The sequence below is a fragment of the Elusimicrobiaceae bacterium genome (assembly GCA_028700325.1).
Classification (GTDB): Bacteria; Elusimicrobiota; Elusimicrobia; order Elusimicrobiales; family Elusimicrobiaceae; genus JAQVSV01.
This window is the reverse complement of record JAQVSV010000022.1, coordinates 1-16,180: the sequence shown is the minus strand read 5'-3', so window position 1 is coordinate 16,180 and position 16,180 is coordinate 1. Positions and strand designations below refer to the sequence as shown.

15 protein-coding genes and 1 tRNA gene are annotated in these 16,180 nt (G+C 57.4%); 8 read left to right on the top strand and 8 right to left on the bottom strand.

The features are described from left to right. The first annotated feature begins 31 nt into the window (after positions 1-31). The 3 genes from PHW69_04535 to secG are packed head-to-tail and all read left to right on the top strand — an operon-like array spanning position 32 to position 2,965. Positions 32-1,348 (top strand): cyclic 2,3-diphosphoglycerate synthase, encoded by a 1,317-nt coding sequence (locus tag PHW69_04535; protein MDD4004454.1) that lies wholly within the window; start codon positions 32-34, stop codon positions 1,346-1,348. Between the two features lie 30 nt (positions 1,349-1,378). Beyond that, a complete protein-coding gene (locus tag PHW69_04530; GenBank protein MDD4004453.1) occupies positions 1,379-2,581 on the top strand; it encodes a phosphoglycerate kinase in 1,203 nt (400 codons plus the stop codon). Positions 2,582-2,596: 15 nt separating this feature from the next. Beyond that, positions 2,597-2,965 carry a preprotein translocase subunit SecG gene (secG, locus tag PHW69_04525; GenBank protein ID MDD4004452.1) on the top strand — a complete coding sequence of 123 codons (369 nt, stop codon included), beginning with the start codon at positions 2,597-2,599 and terminating at the stop codon, positions 2,963-2,965. 395 nt (positions 2,966-3,360) lie between these two features. Here secG and PHW69_04520 read toward each other — a convergent pair whose 3' ends face one another. The 4 genes from PHW69_04520 to rsmD all read right to left on the bottom strand — a co-directional run bounded on the left by PHW69_04520 (position 3,361) and on the right by rsmD (position 7,967). Next, positions 3,361-5,091: a hypothetical protein gene (locus PHW69_04520; GenBank protein MDD4004451.1), complete on the bottom strand. Its 1,731-nt coding sequence runs from the start codon at positions 5,089-5,091 to the stop codon at positions 3,361-3,363. 139 nt (positions 5,092-5,230) lie between these two features. Then, complete coding sequence (locus PHW69_04515; GenBank protein MDD4004450.1) at positions 5,231-6,541, bottom strand: HAMP domain-containing sensor histidine kinase; 1,311 nt, start codon at positions 6,539-6,541, stop codon at positions 5,231-5,233. A gap of 29 nt (positions 6,542-6,570) precedes the next feature. Continuing rightward, positions 6,571-7,299 carry a PD-(D/E)XK nuclease family protein gene (locus PHW69_04510; GenBank protein MDD4004449.1) on the bottom strand — a complete coding sequence of 243 codons (729 nt, stop codon included), beginning with the start codon at positions 7,297-7,299 and terminating at the stop codon, positions 6,571-6,573. Continuing rightward, positions 7,296-7,967, bottom strand: a complete 672-nt coding sequence (gene rsmD, locus PHW69_04505) for a 16S rRNA (guanine(966)-N(2))-methyltransferase RsmD (protein ID MDD4004448.1) — start codon at positions 7,965-7,967, stop codon at positions 7,296-7,298. Before rsmD ends, PHW69_04510 begins: the two co-directional genes overlap by 4 nt. Here rsmD and PHW69_04500 point away from each other — a divergent pair. Beyond that, on the top strand, positions 7,945-9,279 hold the full coding sequence (locus PHW69_04500) for a response regulator (protein MDD4004447.1): 1,335 nt from the start codon (positions 7,945-7,947) through the stop codon (positions 9,277-9,279). The two genes, rsmD and PHW69_04500, sit on opposite strands and share 23 nt — an antisense overlap. A gap of 73 nt (positions 9,280-9,352) precedes the next feature. Here PHW69_04500 and PHW69_04495 read toward each other — a convergent pair whose 3' ends face one another. Then, on the bottom strand, positions 9,353-9,640 hold the full coding sequence (locus tag PHW69_04495) for a DUF3467 domain-containing protein (protein ID MDD4004446.1): 288 nt from the start codon (positions 9,638-9,640) through the stop codon (positions 9,353-9,355). Positions 9,641-9,776: 136 nt separating this feature from the next. On the opposite strand from PHW69_04495, the gene PHW69_04490 reads away from it, so the two are divergent. The 4 genes from PHW69_04490 to PHW69_04475 all read left to right on the top strand — a co-directional run bounded on the left by PHW69_04490 (position 9,777) and on the right by PHW69_04475 (position 13,260). After that, positions 9,777-9,858: transfer RNA gene (locus tag PHW69_04490), tRNA-Leu, on the top strand. 66 nt (positions 9,859-9,924) lie between these two features. After that, on the top strand, positions 9,925-11,424 hold the full coding sequence (locus PHW69_04485) for a CNNM domain-containing protein (protein ID MDD4004445.1): 1,500 nt from the start codon (positions 9,925-9,927) through the stop codon (positions 11,422-11,424). Between the two features lie 22 nt (positions 11,425-11,446). After that, the gene (locus tag PHW69_04480) at positions 11,447-12,136 is read left to right on the top strand and encodes an SDR family NAD(P)-dependent oxidoreductase (protein ID MDD4004444.1); all 690 of its coding nucleotides are present in this window, start codon (positions 11,447-11,449) and stop codon (positions 12,134-12,136) included. Continuing rightward, on the top strand, positions 12,133-13,260 hold the full coding sequence (locus tag PHW69_04475; protein ID MDD4004443.1) for a 3-dehydroquinate synthase: 1,128 nt from the start codon (positions 12,133-12,135) through the stop codon (positions 13,258-13,260). Before PHW69_04480 ends, PHW69_04475 begins: the two co-directional genes overlap by 4 nt. A gap of 639 nt (positions 13,261-13,899) precedes the next feature. Here PHW69_04475 and PHW69_04470 read toward each other — a convergent pair. The 3 genes from PHW69_04470 to PHW69_04460 form a co-directional block, all read right to left on the bottom strand. Beyond that, a complete protein-coding gene (locus PHW69_04470) occupies positions 13,900-14,679 on the bottom strand; it encodes an undecaprenyl-diphosphate phosphatase (GenBank protein MDD4004442.1) in 780 nt (259 codons plus the stop codon). A gap of 14 nt (positions 14,680-14,693) precedes the next feature. Beyond that, positions 14,694-15,173 (bottom strand): histidine phosphatase family protein, encoded by a 480-nt coding sequence (locus tag PHW69_04465; protein MDD4004441.1) that lies wholly within the window; start codon positions 15,171-15,173, stop codon positions 14,694-14,696. After that, on the bottom strand, positions 15,170-16,180 hold a 1,011-nt coding region (locus tag PHW69_04460; GenBank protein ID MDD4004440.1), incomplete at its 5' end, for an NAD(P)/FAD-dependent oxidoreductase. The genes PHW69_04460 and PHW69_04465, both read right to left, overlap by 4 nt.

The following is a 16,180-nucleotide window of genomic DNA, read 5'->3' as shown; positions in this document are numbered from 1 at the left end:
GGCGCGAAAAGGACACACTGGAGGTTTCAGTATGGCTAAGAATATTATCATCATGGGCGCCGCCGGGCGTGATTTCCACAATTTCAACGTTCTTTACCGGGACAATCCCGAGTATAACGTTGTCGCCTTCACCGCGTTCCAGATTCCCGGCATTGACGGGCGGAAATATCCCGCCAAGCTCGCGGGCAGGCTTTATCCTTCCGGGATTGATATTTATGATGAGAGCGAGCTACCTAAACTGATAAAGGAGCACAAAGCGGAAGAAGTGATTTTTTCGTACAGCGACGTGAATTTCGTTGACCTGATGAAAAAGGGTTCTCTTGTGACCGCCTGCGGCGCGGATTTTAAAATTTTAGACGCCAGCCGGACCATGATTAAATCCAGCAAGCCCGTCATCGCCGTGTGCGCCGTGCGCACCGGCTGCGGCAAGAGCCAGACCACCAGAAAAATCGCGGAACTTTTAAAGAAAGCCGGCAAAAAAGTCGTGGCTATCCGCCACCCTATGCCGTACGGCGATCTTGTCGCGCAGACCTGCCAGCGCTACGCCGAATACGCCGATCTCGAGAAGCACAAATGCACGATTGAAGAAATGGAAGAGTACGAGCCGCATATCCGCGAAGGGCACGTTGTTTATTCCGGAGTGGACTACGGGGTTATTCTGGCCGAAGCGGAAAAAGAGGCCGATGTCATTTTGTGGGACGGCGGCAACAACGACACTCCTTTCTATAAACCCGATCTGCATATCGTGGTCGCCGATCCTCACCGGCCCGGCCATGAAATGCTGTACTATCCGGGCATGACGAACGCGATCATGGCGGATGTGGTGATCATCAATAAAGTGGACACCGCCACCCGCGAGAACATTGATCTCGTCAGGTCCAATATCAGCAGGATCAACCCGAACGCGACGATCATCGAAGCCGATTCGCCGTGCGATCTGGAAACGGCTGTTGATCTCAAAGGCAAGAAAGTGCTTGTGGTGGAAGACGGCCCGACCCTTACGCACGGGGAAATGGAATACGGCGCGGCCTATATCGCCGCCAAAAACGCCGGCGCGGGTGAAATCGTTTCGCCGAAACAGTACGCGGTGGGTTCGATTCTCGAAACTTACAAGAAGTACGGTCATGTGAGCAAGATTCTGCCCGCCATGGGATACGGCAAGAAACAGATCGCGGAACTGGAAGAAACCATCAACAAGGTTCCCTGCGACGTTGTGCTGATCGGCACGCCGATAGACCTTGGCAAACTGCTTAAAATAGAAAAGCCGGCCACCCGCGTGTTCTACTCGTATAAAGACCGCAGCGAGCCGACTCTCAAGCAGGTGGTTGACAAGGTGCTCGCCAGATAAGAGCGATTTAAACAGCCGGAGGAGACAGTAATGGACATCTCAAAGCTGCCTGAACTTCAGAATACGGACGTGAAGGGCAAAAGCGTGCTGGTGCGGGTGGATTACAACGTGCCGGTGAAAGACGGCAAAGTGGCCGACGATAAACGCGTCGCCGCCACACACAAAACCGTGAAGTATCTGCTTGAGAATGGCTGCAGGGTGGTGCTGATGGCGCACCTTGGCCGGCCCAAAGGCGCGGTTAATCCCGAATTCAGCCTGGCGCCGGTGGCTCCGGTTGTGGAAAAGATCATGGGGGCGAAAGTCCATTTCGCCCCCGACTGTATCGGCCCGCAGGCTGATGCGGCAGTGGACGCCGCCAAACCCGGCGAGATAGTGCTGCTGGAAAATCTGCGCTTCCACCCCGAGGAGGAGAAAAACGACGCGGCGTTCGCGAAAAAACTCGCCCGGCACGGAGAAGTTTTCGTGCAGGACGCGTTTGGCGCGATACATCGCGCGCATGCCTCCACCTCGGCGGTGGCGGCGGAACTGCCGGGCTGCGCGGGTTTTCTGGTGCAGAAAGAGCTGGAGTTTCTGGGCGAAGTCATCAGCCATCCGGAGCGGCCGTTTCTGGCCATTATCGGCGGGGCGAAAGTGTCCGACAAGATCACCGTGCTCAACAAGCTGCTCGAGCAGGTTGATATGCTGCTTATCGGCGGCGGCATGGCGTACACGTTTTTGCAGGCGCAGAATGTGTCTGTAGGGAAATCGCTGGTCGAGCCGGGCAACGTAGAGGATGCCAAGTCCATAATTTCCAAGGCTTACGCGCGGAAAGTGGAGTGCCTGCTGCCGGCCGATCATGTGATTGCGCAGGAACTATCGGATACGGCGGAAGTGAAAACCACGCAGGCGATGGCGATCCCCGACGGCTGGATGGGGCTTGATATCGGCCCGCGCACGATCGCCAATTTCAGGGAGCAGATCGCCCGGGCCAAAACCATTTTCTGGAACGGGCCGCTGGGCGTGTTTGAAACCGACGCGTTTGCAAAAGGCAGTATCGCCATAGCCAATGCGCTCGCGGACGCGACCGGCAACGGCGCGGTTACCGTGGTGGGCGGAGGCGACAGCCTGCGCGTGCTCAAGAAAGCCGGACTGAAAGCTGACCGGCTGTCCCACTGTTCCACGGGCGGCGGGGCCAGCATGGAATTTCTGGAAGGCAAGGAATTGCCGGGTCTTACGGCGCTACTGCCCAAATAGGAGGGAGTTAACCAAATGCATACATTATTTCTCGTTCTTCATTTTCTGGCGTGTTTCCTGCTGATCATAGTGGTGCTCATGCAGTCGGGCAAGGGTAACGCCATGGGCGTATTCGGCGGCGCGGGAGCCGGCGAAGCCGTATTCGGCGGCGGGTCCGGCGCCAGTTTCATCAAACGTTTTACCCTCGCGCTCGCGCTGACAATCGCCTGCACTTCCGTGGGCCTTACTTTCATGGGCGGACGGGGCTCAACGTCGGTCATGGAACGCTATGGCCGCATGGAAACCGCGCCGGCCAAGGCTGCGCCTGCGGCGAAACAGGCTGCGCCTGCGGACGCCAAGTCCGCGCCGCAGAAAATCGCGATTCCGGAAAAGAAAACCAAATAATCTGGCCGGCTCGCCGCGCTCCGGTAGTGTGCGGCAGTCCGTTTTGTTTTTAAAAGCCCCGGCTTGCGGTCGGGGCTTTTTTGCATGCCGCACACAAAAACCCGGTGCTGGCCGGCACGACATAATGATTGCCGACATGACGTAGTTCAAGCAGAGGGATTAGTGTGTAACCCTGCGTAAGCAGGGCAAACGAAGTTCGGACCGAAAGAAACCCCCGGCTTGCCGGTAAAGCGTAATAACAACCGGCAGCCAATGGCACAGCCGGGGGGGGGGAATTTCATTTTTGCCGGATAAAATTGATGGCGCGTGGTTTTGCCGCGCGCGGGTTCATTCTAATGGAATCGGTTGCGAATGTGCAGGACGGCTGGCGTGTGCCGTTTTATCGGGATTGTCGTTCAGGACGGGCGTTCCGACTTGGCTGTACAAAGCCGCCGCATTGCGCGCATGCGCGCAGCGGCGTTGGTGTGGGCCGGCGCCAGCTCAAGCGCTTTTGAATAGGCCTGCCCGGCGCGGGCGCAGTCGTTGCCGGCCAGATGGATATCGCCGATCATGGTATAAACGTCTGGCCGGGAGAGCGGATCTTTCAGCGCGGAATCCAGCAGGCGTAACGCAATGTCGGGGCGTTTTTTCTGGTATTGCAGATTGGCAACCGCCATCAGAACCAGCGGATGGCTTGGCATGATCGGGAAAATTTCCCGCAATAAAGTTTCTGAGGCTTCCCGGTCGCAGCGGGCAAGGTTGATTGCGATACCGGTATATATTTCCAGCAGGTCGCGCGAACTGGTTTGGTCTATTTTCGCGCCTTCCGGGCCGGCAAGATTAATCGCCACTTCATATACCCGCAGCATTTCTTCGGTCCGGCCCAGTGCGCCCAGAGTCACGCCGTAACGTTTGAGAGTGGAAAAGGCGGGATGTTTGACCGCGGCGTCCGAAAAAAGCGTAAGGTCGTCAGTCCATACGGAGCAGCGCGCCCGCGAGGCGTGCATGAGCGCGGAAAAAGCCAGTCCGGCGCAGGCCAGAAAAACAACGGCCGCTTTTCTGCGGTTTTTGGCCCGCAATTCAGCCAGCATGCTGGCGGCGTATGCCGAAACCGGCAGAAACAGACCCAGTGCGGGGATGTAGGTGTAGCGGTCAGCCGTCACAACCGGCCCCACCTGGAACAATTGCAGCACCGGAGAGATTGTTATGATGTAAAACGCCGCGCCTGCCATGACTATGTGGTTGCCGCGAAAATATTTCGCGAGCAGGATCAGACAGCCGATAACCGTTACCGGACTCAGCCAGTAATCCAGCGGCAGCGCACCGCCGCTTTTCATGGGAAACGGATACATGGCGGACAGGTTGAGCGGAACCAGCAGCTTTCCGATATAGAATTTCAAGCCGTAGAAGGTGAACAGCGTGCGGTCGGCAAGGCTGAAAGTGGAGCCGAGCTGGCCGCTGCTGTCGAGCAGAAGCAGTGTTGCGGCTCCGAACAGCGCGGCGATCAGCGCGTAAGGCGCTTTTTCCGCCGCCAGTTTTTTATCAAAACCACGGTCGAGCAGATAGTCGTACACGAACAGCGCGGCCGGCAGCGTTATGCCCATAGGTTTGGCGGCGAGTGAAATCCCAAAACAGGCGAGCGAACCTGCATAAGCGGTTCGGCCGCGGGTTTTCGCGTAGCGGATATACAGGATGGAGGCCAGCAGGAAGAAAAACGCATACAGCATGTCCTTTCGCTCGGCTATCCACGCCACTGATTCCACATGCATCGGATGAACGCCGAACAGCGCCGCGCACGCAAACGCGGTCATGCTGTTTTGCGTCAGCAGCAGTATCAGCGTGAATACCAGCGCCGCGTTTGCGGCGTGGAGCATGATGTTGGTGATATGGTATGGCCGCGGGTTCAGGCCGGAAAACCTGTAATTCACCGCAAAACTTAACATCGTTACGGGTTTGTACAGCCCGAAATGCGTGCGCGCGAACATATTTCTGATGCCGGCGGGTGAAAGATCACGGATATGGTCGTTGGCTGTTACATAAGCCAGATCGTCCCACGCAAAGCCGTTTCCGGCCGACGGCCACATCGCCGCCGCCGAACCCAGCATAACCGCAAGCGCCAGACCGCATTTTATAATAAAATCACGCATATGTTTTACCGGTAATGATACAACGGCAAGTCCGGCACGTTCGGGAGGGCGATCCGCCCGGCGTATAAAAATCAGGAACGCAGGAAAGCGGCTGCGGATCCTTTCCGGAACCGACTTTGTCTGATCCGCAATGGCGGACCTACATCTGAACAGCGGGAGTTTCGGTTTTAACCGGGATATGTATGTCTATCCGCGCGCCTTTGTTGGTGTTGGACAGACGGAATACGCCGTTGTGCTTTTCCACCACTTCCTTGCACATGACCAGCCCCAGGCCGGTGCCGCCTTCGGCTTTCCGGCCGGTTTTAAACGCCGTCGGGCCGTTGGTGACCAGTTCCAGCGGAAAGCCGGGCCCGGTGTCTTCGACCGTGATAATGACCCATTTGCGGTCAGGCGAAACCTTGATGTTCACATAAATCTCGCCGCCGTCTTTCATAATGTTTTTGGCGTTGGTGAAAATATTCAAAAACAGCCGTTCCAGGTGCCCGTAACTGCCGCGGATCGGCGGCAGGATGTCCTGATAGGCGTAAATGATCTGGATATTTTTTCTGGTGAGCAGCGGCATGGTGACGGCGGCGGAGGATTCCAGCGGGTCGCGGATATCCATTACGTCGAACTTGTAATCCTCTCCGCGCACGACCTGCATGGTGTTGGTGATGATGTTTTTGCAGAGCAGCGCGGCGTCAATAATACGCTGCAGGTCGGCTTTATTGAAAGTGCCGTCTTTCATCATCATGCGGGCGCTGCCGAGGATAACGCTCATCGGCGTGCCGAGGTCGTGCACCACGCCCGAAGTCATTTTGCCCACTTCCACCATGTTTGCCGCTTCGATGGATTTGAGATTCTGTTCCGCGAAGTTTTCTTCCACTTCGTCGAGCTTGCGGCGTTCCTCCTCCAGCGCGGTGGCGATTTTATTCTTGTCCAGCACCATGCTGCGCATCAGATACGCGCCCACGAAGAACAGCGATGATTTGATGGCGAGTTCGAACGCTATGTCTATGTCCCATTCCGAAGGCTTGCCGTAAAAAAGGCTCATCATGATGCCCGACAGGATGGTGGCGGACACCAGTTCCCGCGTGGACAGCACCATCGCAGCCGTGAAAATCGGCAGCAGGTATAAAATCCAGATATCGGAATGCAGGCCGCCGGAATAATGTACCACGGCGGATATCAGAAAGCAGTTTGTGGTGATGAGCGCGTCCACCGCCCCGGCTTTTAGAATATAGCGGCCCATGATCCGGTTAGCCGCTATGTTGAGCGCCATAAACGCGCCCAGCCAGTACAGCAGCTGCGGCATCGTCAGATTGCCGGAGCTTCTGGCGAACAGCGCGATCGCTATCACAAACAGGATGAACATCGGCTGGTAGAACTGCGGCACGAAGCCCGCCACCCGCTTGCCTTTTTTGTGCGCGTTCAACTCGATTATGCCTATGGTTTTAAGAAAGTGCTCCATTCTTTTTTCTCCTTAGTTTTCCAATCGTGCTAGAAACGCGCCGCCTGCCGGCAGGCTGCCCGCATGGAGCAGTCGCGGCAGCGGGCGTGATTGGGTTTGTAAACCCCGCGCAGTATTTCACTGCCGGTTTCTTCAAAAATACCCAGCACCGCTTCATCCCGGGTTTCGTCGCGCGGCACCGAAATCTTTTTTGCCGCGAACAGGCACCATACACTCAGCTCCGCCGGCTCGATATTCCAGGCGCGCTGCGCGCCTATCGCGTAAATGCCGAGCTGCAGGCTGTCGCGCACGGCCGCTTCCGTGATCTCTTCCGGGCCGGTTTTGTAATCAATGATTTCCCAGGTGCCGTCCGGGCGCAGATCCACCCGGTCAACGGTGCCGCGGATTTTCCACTGTTTGTGTTCAAATTCAAAATCCCGCTCCGCGCTGTCCACCGAAACCTTGCTGTTGCGCTCGACCTGCCAGAACCGGCGCAGCATTTCGCGCCCTTTGTGGTGGTATTCCAGCTGTTCGATCGGGCCGGAATAGCCGGCGCCCAGCCAGTTCGCGTCATAACATTCGAGCAGCTGTTCCATGCCGGTTTCGCCGGGCGAGCCGTAAAAGGCGTCGAGCGCGCGATGCATGGAAATCCCCAGCGATGAAGCCGGAGTAAGCGGCGTCCTGCGCCGGAACACATAAATATGCTCGTACAGCACGGGGCATTGCCGGTAGGCGCGCACTTTCGAGTAGTTCAATTCAAGCGGGTCGTTGAGTGTCACTGCGGATCCCTGGCGCGGCGCAGAAAAGTCATCGTCGTGTCGCCGTATTTTTCTTCCCGGAATTTTTCGCAGGCTCCGGGTATGGCGAAGGTTTCGGTTTTGTGGTGCTGCGCGACAATAACGCCCCGCTCGGCCAGCAGCCCGCAGGCCGCCACCGCTTTCAATACCGGCCCGGTGAAACTCAGCATGTTGTTTTTGCTGTCGCGGTAGGGCGTGCCCAGATAAACGATGTCATAGCCTTCCTCTCCCGCATAGCTTTTGAATCTGTCGAGCTTGCCCAGCAGATCCGCGCGGACAGTTTTGCACCGGTCGGCGCAGCCTATTGCCCGGGCGTTTTTAAGGGCCACGTTAAGACAGGCGGGATTATTATCGGCGAAAACCACCAGCTGCGCGCCGCGCGAGAGCGCTTCCACGCCCACCGAGCCGGTTCCGCAGAACAGATCCAGAAAATATGACGCGGTTATTTTGGGCCGCAGAATATCGAACAGGCTTTGTTTCATCCTGTCCGAAATGGGTTTCACCATCAGTTTCGTGGAAACCGACAGCAGTTTCCGCCCTCTTGCGCTGCCCGCTATAATCCGCATTTGTCCGCCTTTCTTAAAACGCTTCCCTAGCCAGATAATATTATTATAGAATAAATCGGCGATGAAAGAGAACCAGACCGACATTGTTATTGTGGACGATGACAACGTTGCCGGCCAGCTGACGAAAAATCTGCTGCTGGAAGCGGGTTTTTCCGCGTACCTGGTAAAACGCTCGATTGACGCGCTGCCCGCCATCAAGCGCCGCCGGCCGAGGCTGGTCATAACCGATATCATGCTCAACGGGCTGGACGGGCTGAAACTCTGCAAAATCCTTAAAAACGATCCCCGGCTGGGCGCGGTGAAACTGGTTGTGGTCAGCCAGAAAGGGTTTGAATACGAGAAGCACAAGGCTTTTGAGTACGGCGCGCAGGCGTTCATAACCAAGCCCTATAACGTTGAAACGTTTTCCGCCCAGATCAATCATATCATGACCGGAAGCCGTGACAGCCTGCTGGCGTTCCGCGACAGTTTGAGGGAGGACGAGATGTCCGCAGAAGAACCGCAGCCTTCAGATTTGCAGGCCGGGCAGATAAGGGTTACATTTTGGGGCACGCGCAGCATGGGCGGCCGCGTGCCGGACGGCAATTCCTCATACGGGCGCCAGACCCCGTGCGTGAGCGTGGAAACCAGCGAGCGGACTTTTATTTTCGACGCCGGCACCGGCATTTATGCGCTGGGTGAAAAAATCATGCAGCAGAAAGGGCCGCGCGATCTGTGGCTGATGCTTACCCATTTCCATATCAGCCATGTGCTGGGGCTGGCGGGTTTTCAGTGCCTGGATCACAGCATGTTCACGATCCGGCTGTCGGGGGCGGGCGAATCCGAGAAGAAATTCAAGGATACCGTGCGGGAGCTGTTTTATTCTTCGCCGTACTGGCCGTCGCGGACGCCGCGCGCAAAACTGATGATGTATGAAATCATCGAAGACACTTACGAACTCGCGCCGGACGTGCGGCTGAGCGCCGTTTACGCCAATCACCCCACTACCACGCTGGGGTTCCGGCTGGAAATCTGCGGCAGGGTTTTTGTTTATCTGCCGGACGGGGAGCTGACGGGCAAGGCCTCCTCGATGGAAAATTACGACGAAAAACTGGCCGGGTTCTGCCACGGCGCCGATCTGCTGGTTCACGATGCGTGCTACTCGGACTCCGATTACAAAGCCCATACCGGCGAAGGCCATTCCGGCGCGGGCAGCGTGGTCAAATTCGCGGGCGCGCGCGCCGGCGCGAAAAGGCTGGTGCTGTTCAATCTGCATTCGTCCTATCAGGATGAGGATATCGAAATCATCGAGCAGCAGGCCGCCAGGGCCGCGGCGAAATACGATATGGAGTGCGCTGTCGCGCGCGACGGCATGGAAATAATTCTTGAATCCGCTTCCGCGGGCGCGGATGAATAGGCAGGTGGTGCGGTGCGGGAAAATCTGAAAAAGGCCCCCGGACGCCGTCCGGGGGCCTTTTCGCGGAAACGGGCTAGCCGCGCGCCATGGGCGGAGTGGAAGGTTCTACGATTACGCCGTTCTTTTCCTCATATTTGCGGACGTTTTCGCTCAGCGCCGCCAGAAACCGTTTTGTGTGCGACGGGCTGGAAATGACCCGCGCGCGCAGTTTCGCCTTGGGCGCGTTGGGCTGAAGAAAAAGGAAATCCATTATAAACTCGCCCGGCCCGTGGGCCACGCCAGCGAGATTGGCGTAGACGCCCTGCGCCACTTCGTCGTCAATGTCAATTTCGATCTGCATTCTGTTTTTATCTTCGCTCATCATTATCTCCTTAAAAACCGTTCCCTGATATACTACCAATTTTAAAATTGCGGCGGTTGAATTTTCAGCCCGCAATTGATATACTGTAACTGTCAGTGATAAATAAGCGTGGCGTTTACGCTTTACGCAGTTTAATGCGCAGATGGCGGAACTGGTATACGCGCACGTTTGAGGGGCGTGTGCCGCAAGGCTTGAGGGTTCGAGTCCCTCTCTGCGCATTTTTTATTTTACCTCCTATACGGTGCTTATAAATGCTGCTGGCCGCAAGTCTTGTTATTGCACTGGTGCTTATACTTCTTAACGGCTTTTTCGTTCTGGCCGAGTTCGCGTTTGTTAAAGTGCGCAGTACACAGCTGGAGGAACTTGTCCGGTCGGGCAATCCGCGCGCTGTTATCGCCAGGGGCATATCGGAAGATATAGACAATTATCTTTCCGCCATTCAGCTGGGCATTACCATGGCGAGCCTGGGGCTGGGCTGGGTGGGCGAACCGTCGGTCGGCAAACTGCTGGTGCTGCTGCTGCGGAATCTGGCGGTGTCCGCCGCGGTGTCTCACACGGTTTCATTCATACTTGCCTTCACGCTGATCACGTCGCTGCATGTGGTTATCGGCGAGCAGGTGCCGAAACTGGTCGCCATAAAAAACCCCGCCGAAATGGCGTTGTTTACGGCGGTGCCGCTGCGCGCGTTTCACTTCCTCACCTATCTGCCGATGCGGCTGCTGAACGGAGCGGCGTATGCCGCGCTGAAACTGTTCGGGTTCAGGCCGGAACACCACGAAAAAGCCCATTCCGAAGAGGAGCTGCGTCTTATTCTGGGCCAGACCCAGGAGGACGGCGCGCTTTCGCTCGGCGGGCTTCTGATGTTTGAAAACCTGTTTGATTTCGGGCATGCGCGGGTGAAAAGCATGATGACTCCGCGCGATAAGGTGGCGTTTCTGTCGCCGGCCAATAACTGGCCGCAGAATCTGGAGATCATTCGCGCGCGGCGGTTTACCCGCTATCCGGTGTGCGAGGGCACGCTTGACAACACGCTCGGCTACCTGCATCTCAAAGACCTTTCGATAAAATACATGTGCGATGGCAATACCCCGGATTTCAAAACGGTGCTGCGCAAGATCCTTAAAATAAATGAAAACACCCCGGCGGAAGACGCGCTCCGGGAATTCCAGTCCAATCGCGTGCATCAGGCACTGGTCACCGATGCCGGCGGCGCGGTGACCGGTCTGCTTACCCTGGAGGATGTGGTGGAAGAGCTTATCGGCGAAATACGCGACGAAATTGAAACGAGACCCGTAGCCACTCTTGCGGAAAGTTTCATGGCGGATTCCATTGTAATGGAACTGGGTTCCGCCAGCCATACCGACTGCATAAAGGAACTGCTGCAGGTTCTGCATGACAGGCATCCTGTTTTTAACCGCGAAGATGCGCTGGGCCTTGTGCTCAGCCGCGAGAAAAACCTCTCGACCGCGATGGGTAACGGGACCGCTTTCCCGCACGCCCGCCTGCAGGGTCTTGCCAAACCGCTGATCGCGCTGGGCCGCCGTGCGGAGCCGATAGATTTCGCCAGCTTAGACAAAAAACCGGTCCATCTGGTTTTTCTGATTCTCACGCCGTATTATGAACCCGCGTGCCAGCTCCGCATTCTGTCGCAGCTGGCGATGCTGACCGGGAACCAGACGCTGCATCATCAGCTTCTGCGGGCCGAAACGCCCGCCGAGATCGGCGAGATAATACGGCTGTTTGAAACCGGCGTGCCGGAAGAGCCCGCCGCGCTAAAAAAATAACTGCCTGCCGCCGGAGAAATATATGACGAGCAATAAAAAAGGGAAAGTGCTGCTGTTGGGCGCGAGCGGCGGGATCGGTTCCGCCATTGCCGCGCAGCTGAAAAAAGAAAAGTACCTTGTCACCGCGCCCGCGCACAGGGAACTGGATCTGGCCGATCCGCGCTCGATTGACGCTTATTTTGAAAATCATCCGGCTGATTTTTATGCCGTTATTCACAGCGCGGGTTATAACTGCCCCAAGCCGGTCGGCGAACTGACGGCGGAGGATGTGGATAAAACTTACCAGATAAACTGCCGCAGCCTGTTCGGCGTGCTTGAGCATGTGCTGCCGCATATGAAAAAACGGAAAGCGGGCAGCATTGTGGCCATTTCGTCTATTTACGGGCTGGCGGGCCGCCGGGGCCGGCTGGCTTATGTGACCAGCAAGCACGCGCTTAACGGGCTGATCAAATCGCTGGCGGTTGAGCTGGGCGAGTATAACATCCGGGTGAATGCCGTCAGTCCCGGATACGTTGATACCGCGCTCACCCGCAAAAACAACACCGGGCAGACCATCAAGGGGCTGGTCGAGCAGATCCCGCTGGGACGTATGGCGGCGGGATCGGAAATAGCGGGCGCGGTTTGTTTCCTGACCGGCGCGGCGGGCTCGTATATTACCGGGCATAATCTTATGGTGGATGGCGGTTTTTCCGCGGGCGGGTTCAACAAATGAATGCCCGGCTTGGTTTCCTTGTTGACGGGCACGGGTGTTCCTGCGCGCTGCCCGGCCGGTCGGGAGAACTGGCAATCCGCTCCGCGCTGGGCGGTTATAAGGTCGTTTTCCGCCGTGCGGGGGAAGGTTTCCGGCAGATTAACGGGCTTGCCGGCGAAGGCGCGTTTTTTCTGATAGACGGGGCTGTGCTGCGGCTGCACAGAAAACGGCTGAAACTGCCGGTCAGCCGGGTTCTTGCGGTGAAGGCCGGCGAACAGCTTAAAACGCTGGCAGGCGTGAAGAAAATTTTCAGTTTTTTGAATAAAAACAATTTTACCCGTGCCGACCGGCTGGTGATTATCGGAGGCGGCACCGTACAGGACAGCGGCGGGTTCGCCGCCGCCTGCTACAAGCGCGGAGTGCGCTGGACTTTTGCGCCCACCACGCTGCTCTCCATGTGCGACAGCTGCATAGGCGCGAAAACCGGCGTGAATTTCGAGCGCGCGAAGAACCAGCTCGGCGTATTTTACGCTCCGGAGCAGGTGATTGTCGAGCCGGACTTTCTTCTCACTCTGCCCGCCTGTCACGTCAGGTCCGGCCTGGGCGAAATTTTGAAACTCGCCGTGACTGGCGGCCCTGCGGCGCTAGGGCTTTACCGGCGGCTGTTTCCGGCGGCGGCGGGGGGCTGCCGCGAAAGCCTGAACGAGCTGGTCAAAATGTCGCTTTCGGTAAAAAAAGCCGTGATCGAGCTGGATGAATTTGAAAAGCATTACCGCAAAACCCTCAATTACGGCCATACCGTCGGACACGCGCTGGAAACCCTGTCGCGCTATAAAATATCGCACGGGCTGGCCATAGCGATGGGAATGGCGGCGGCAAATGAACTGGCGGTGTCGCGCGGACTGCTTGCCCCGGACGATTGCGCGGAGTTGAACCGCCTGTGCGTCCTGCTGGCTGACCGGGGACTGCCCTCGCTGGTTCCCGCGCACCTGCTTGCCCTGCTTAAAAAAGACAAAAAAGCTGGCAGAAACGGACTGACTCTGGCGCTGTGCGCCAAAGCGGGCGATCTGCGGCTTGTGACAGTCAAGCCCGATCTGGCGCTTGCCCGCGAGATTGTTGCCGCCCTTAAAAATAATTTCCGCTGATTCTGCGCCAGCTACAGGCGCTGGTTTGCTTGCTGGCCTTGTAATGCGCTGGCGTGTCAAACGGCGGCTGATGATAGATCGGTTGCTGTGGCGCGGCTCCGTTTACGGAGCCGCGCTCCAATCCCCGGCCGGCAGGCTATACGCCCAAGCCTGCCGGACTATGGGAAAGCCGCCCGGACACATGGCCGTCTCTGTTCGGCGTCCGGCATGCATTTTCAGGTAATTCGAGAAATGAAACAGTAATGTTCGCGGGCTCGTTTGTATAGGGGAAAGGGCAAAAAGCGGCCTAAAAGCCAGATCGGGAAAAATTACCGGAATTACCGTTTTTTGCCAGCCGGTTTGAGAAAATACGCCCAGTCGTCAGTCTGAACCCGGCATACGGCTGGGCGGATTTAAGTTTTTTAATTTGATTTTATCGAGTCAATATTGTCCGGCATGAAAAACCCGGCGCTGTCCGGCATGGCATGATGCTTGCCGGCATGGCACAGCTCAAGCAGGGGGATGGAGTGTGTAACCCGGCGTAAGCAGGGGCAAACGAAGTCTGGACCAGAAGAAATCCCCGGCTTGCCGGTAAAGCGTAATAGCAACCGGCAGGCCAATGGCACGGCCGGGGGAGTTTCATAAAGCCGCGAGTCCTGTTTAACGAAAAAACATCGTGCCGAAAATAACCAGACCCAGAGCTATCCGGTACAGCACGAAAACAGTGTAAGTGTTTGACTGGACGTATTTCATAAGAAATCTTATCGCCGCCCAGCCTGACACCAGCGCGGTCAGGAACCCGCAAATCAAGGGTGCGCTGATGTCTGAAAATGACAGGTGTTTGAGGGCCAGCACGGCCGCGGCGGCGGTTATCGGCGTGGCAAGCAGAAAAGAGATGCGCGCCGCTTCCGTTCTGGAGAATCCCAGAAACAGCGCCGCCGTTATGGTAATGCCCGACCGCGACACTCCCGGCACCAGCGCCACCGCCTGCGCCAGCCCTATAAGCAGCGCGGTTTTTGCGGTGAATCCCGTCAGGGCTGTTTGTCCCGTTTTGCGGTCGGCCGCCCAGAGCGCCGCCGCGAAAACAATCAGCGTCACGGCGATCAGTCCCGGCGCGCGCAGTGCGGTTTCGGCGAGATCGTTTAAAAACAGGCCCGCCAGCCCGCCCGGAATAGTGGCGAGCGCAAGCAGCCACAGGATTTTGCCGTCGGAGGATTTCGGGTCGGTCAGACCTGTTTTTATGATTTTATGCCAGTCTTTCCAGAAATACGCCAGTATGGCGGCCAGCGTCGCCAGATGCAGCAGCACGTCGAAATCAAGGCCCTGATACTGCCAGCCCAGCAGGTCCGGTATCACCACAAGATGGCCCGAACTGGAGATGGGCAGGAATTCGCCCAGTCCCTGAACAAGTCCCAGCACTATCGCCTGAAATATCGTCATTGCGGTCACGCTTTCTAGATGTAAGCGAAATCGAGGGTCGCGCCGCCCGGTTCAAGTTTTCCGGGCGCGGTTTCGAGTTTCAGCACATAGAACCCGCCTGCCGGAAGCGGCAGCTCCCCTTTGCCCAGCAGTGTTCCCGCAAGGATGCCGATGCCCGGCAGATGCCCTACCACAAGCACGCTGTCGTGCCGCGCCAGCTGCGGAGCTATGTCGCGCTCCCACATGTCCGAAACCGAAAAACCTCCGCCCAGATACTGGCCGACACCCGGTTCCAGCCCGAACGCGCCGCTGATTTCCCGCGCGGTCTGCACGGCCCGCAGCAGCGGGCTGCCGATGACCGCGTTCAGCGCTATCTTCCTGTTTTTCAGTTCGGCGGCCGCGCGGATGGCGCCTTCCACTCCGTCTTCGGAAAGCGGACGGTCTTCATCTCTTGCCACTCCGCTCTGGATCGCGCTGTAAGCGTGTCCGTGCCGCATCAGGATAAGGGTTTTCATTCTGCCTCCTGGGCAATTGCGGGTTTAAGTATTTCATTGACCAGCCGTTGAATATGTTCCGCTATGGCAAGGCTGGAAGTGAGGCCGGGTGAATCTATTCCGATCAGATTGATCATGTCCGGCAGGCCTTTGTCCGCTTCCCGGCGTATTATGAAATCAGGAGCCGTGCCCGGATAGCAGGCAAGCCGGGGGCGGATGCCGGCGGTGTCCGGCACAAGGCTGTCGTGCGTTACTCCGGGCAGGAATCTGCGCGCTCCATCGAAAAAAGCGCTCCGGTTGAGTTCGTTCACTCTGTAATCTATCACCGGCACCTCAAACGCGCTGGGGCCTATCCGCACGCCGCCCTCCAGATCGGGCGTAAGGTGCATGCCAAGGCTCAGTTCGTTAGGCATGGGGTATAAAAGCCGCGATATCTTGATTCCGCCGCGCACGCGGAAATATTCGCCTTTTATCATGCGCTGGCGGTAACCGGAGGCATCAGGGTCTATGCCCGCGAGCCGGGCCACGGCGGGCGCGCCGTGGCCGGCGCAGTTGATGAAAACCCGCGTTTCGAACGGATCCTGATTGTCGGCCGTCACTATGAACCCGTCCGGCGTTTTCTTAAGGCCTGTCACGGCTGAGCGTGGAAGAAAAATAGCCTCGTTGGTTTCCGCGGTTTTTAACAGCGAGTCCATAAAAAGATCCGCGCTGAAAATGCCGGTTGACGGCGAGAGCAGGCCGGCCAGGCCGTGGACTTCCGGCTCCAGGCTATGGATCTGCTCCGGGTCGAGCCGCTGCAAATCATCAACGCCGTTTGCCCGGCCCAGTGCTTCGTATCCGGCCAGGCCCGCCAGTTCCGCCTCTTCAAAAGCCACGATCAGCTTTCCGGTCCTGCTGCAGGGGATCGCGTGCTCTTCGCAGTATTTATACAGCAGCCGCCGTCCGCGCACGCAGCAGCCGGCCTTGAGCGAGCCGGGCGCATAGTAAATCCCCGCGTGGATGACTTCCGAGTTGCGGCTGCTCGTTTC

Coding starts and splice junctions, on each gene's coding strand:
- PHW69_04535 (MDD4004454.1), top strand. CDS start 32: ATGGCTAAGAATATTATCATCATGGGCGCCGCCGGGCGTGATTTCCAC.
- PHW69_04530 (MDD4004453.1), top strand. CDS start 1,379: ATGGACATCTCAAAGCTGCCTGAACTTCAGAATACGGACGTGAAGGGC.
- secG (MDD4004452.1), top strand. CDS start 2,597: ATGCATACATTATTTCTCGTTCTTCATTTTCTGGCGTGTTTCCTGCTG.
- PHW69_04520 (MDD4004451.1), bottom strand. CDS start 5,091: ATGCGTGATTTTATTATAAAATGCGGTCTGGCGCTTGCGGTTATGCTG.
- PHW69_04515 (MDD4004450.1), bottom strand. CDS start 6,541: ATGGAGCACTTTCTTAAAACCATAGGCATAATCGAGTTGAACGCGCAC.
- PHW69_04500 (MDD4004447.1), top strand. CDS start 7,945: ATGAAAGAGAACCAGACCGACATTGTTATTGTGGACGATGACAACGTT.
- rsmD (MDD4004448.1), bottom strand. CDS start 7,967: ATGTCGGTCTGGTTCTCTTTCATCGCCGATTTATTCTATAATAATATT.
- PHW69_04495 (MDD4004446.1), bottom strand. CDS start 9,640: ATGAGCGAAGATAAAAACAGAATGCAGATCGAAATTGACATTGACGAC.
- PHW69_04480 (MDD4004444.1), top strand. CDS start 11,447: ATGACGAGCAATAAAAAAGGGAAAGTGCTGCTGTTGGGCGCGAGCGGC.
- PHW69_04475 (MDD4004443.1), top strand. CDS start 12,133: ATGAATGCCCGGCTTGGTTTCCTTGTTGACGGGCACGGGTGTTCCTGC.
- PHW69_04470 (MDD4004442.1), bottom strand. CDS start 14,679: ATGACGATATTTCAGGCGATAGTGCTGGGACTTGTTCAGGGACTGGGC.
- PHW69_04465 (MDD4004441.1), bottom strand. CDS start 15,173: ATGAAAACCCTTATCCTGATGCGGCACGGACACGCTTACAGCGCGATC.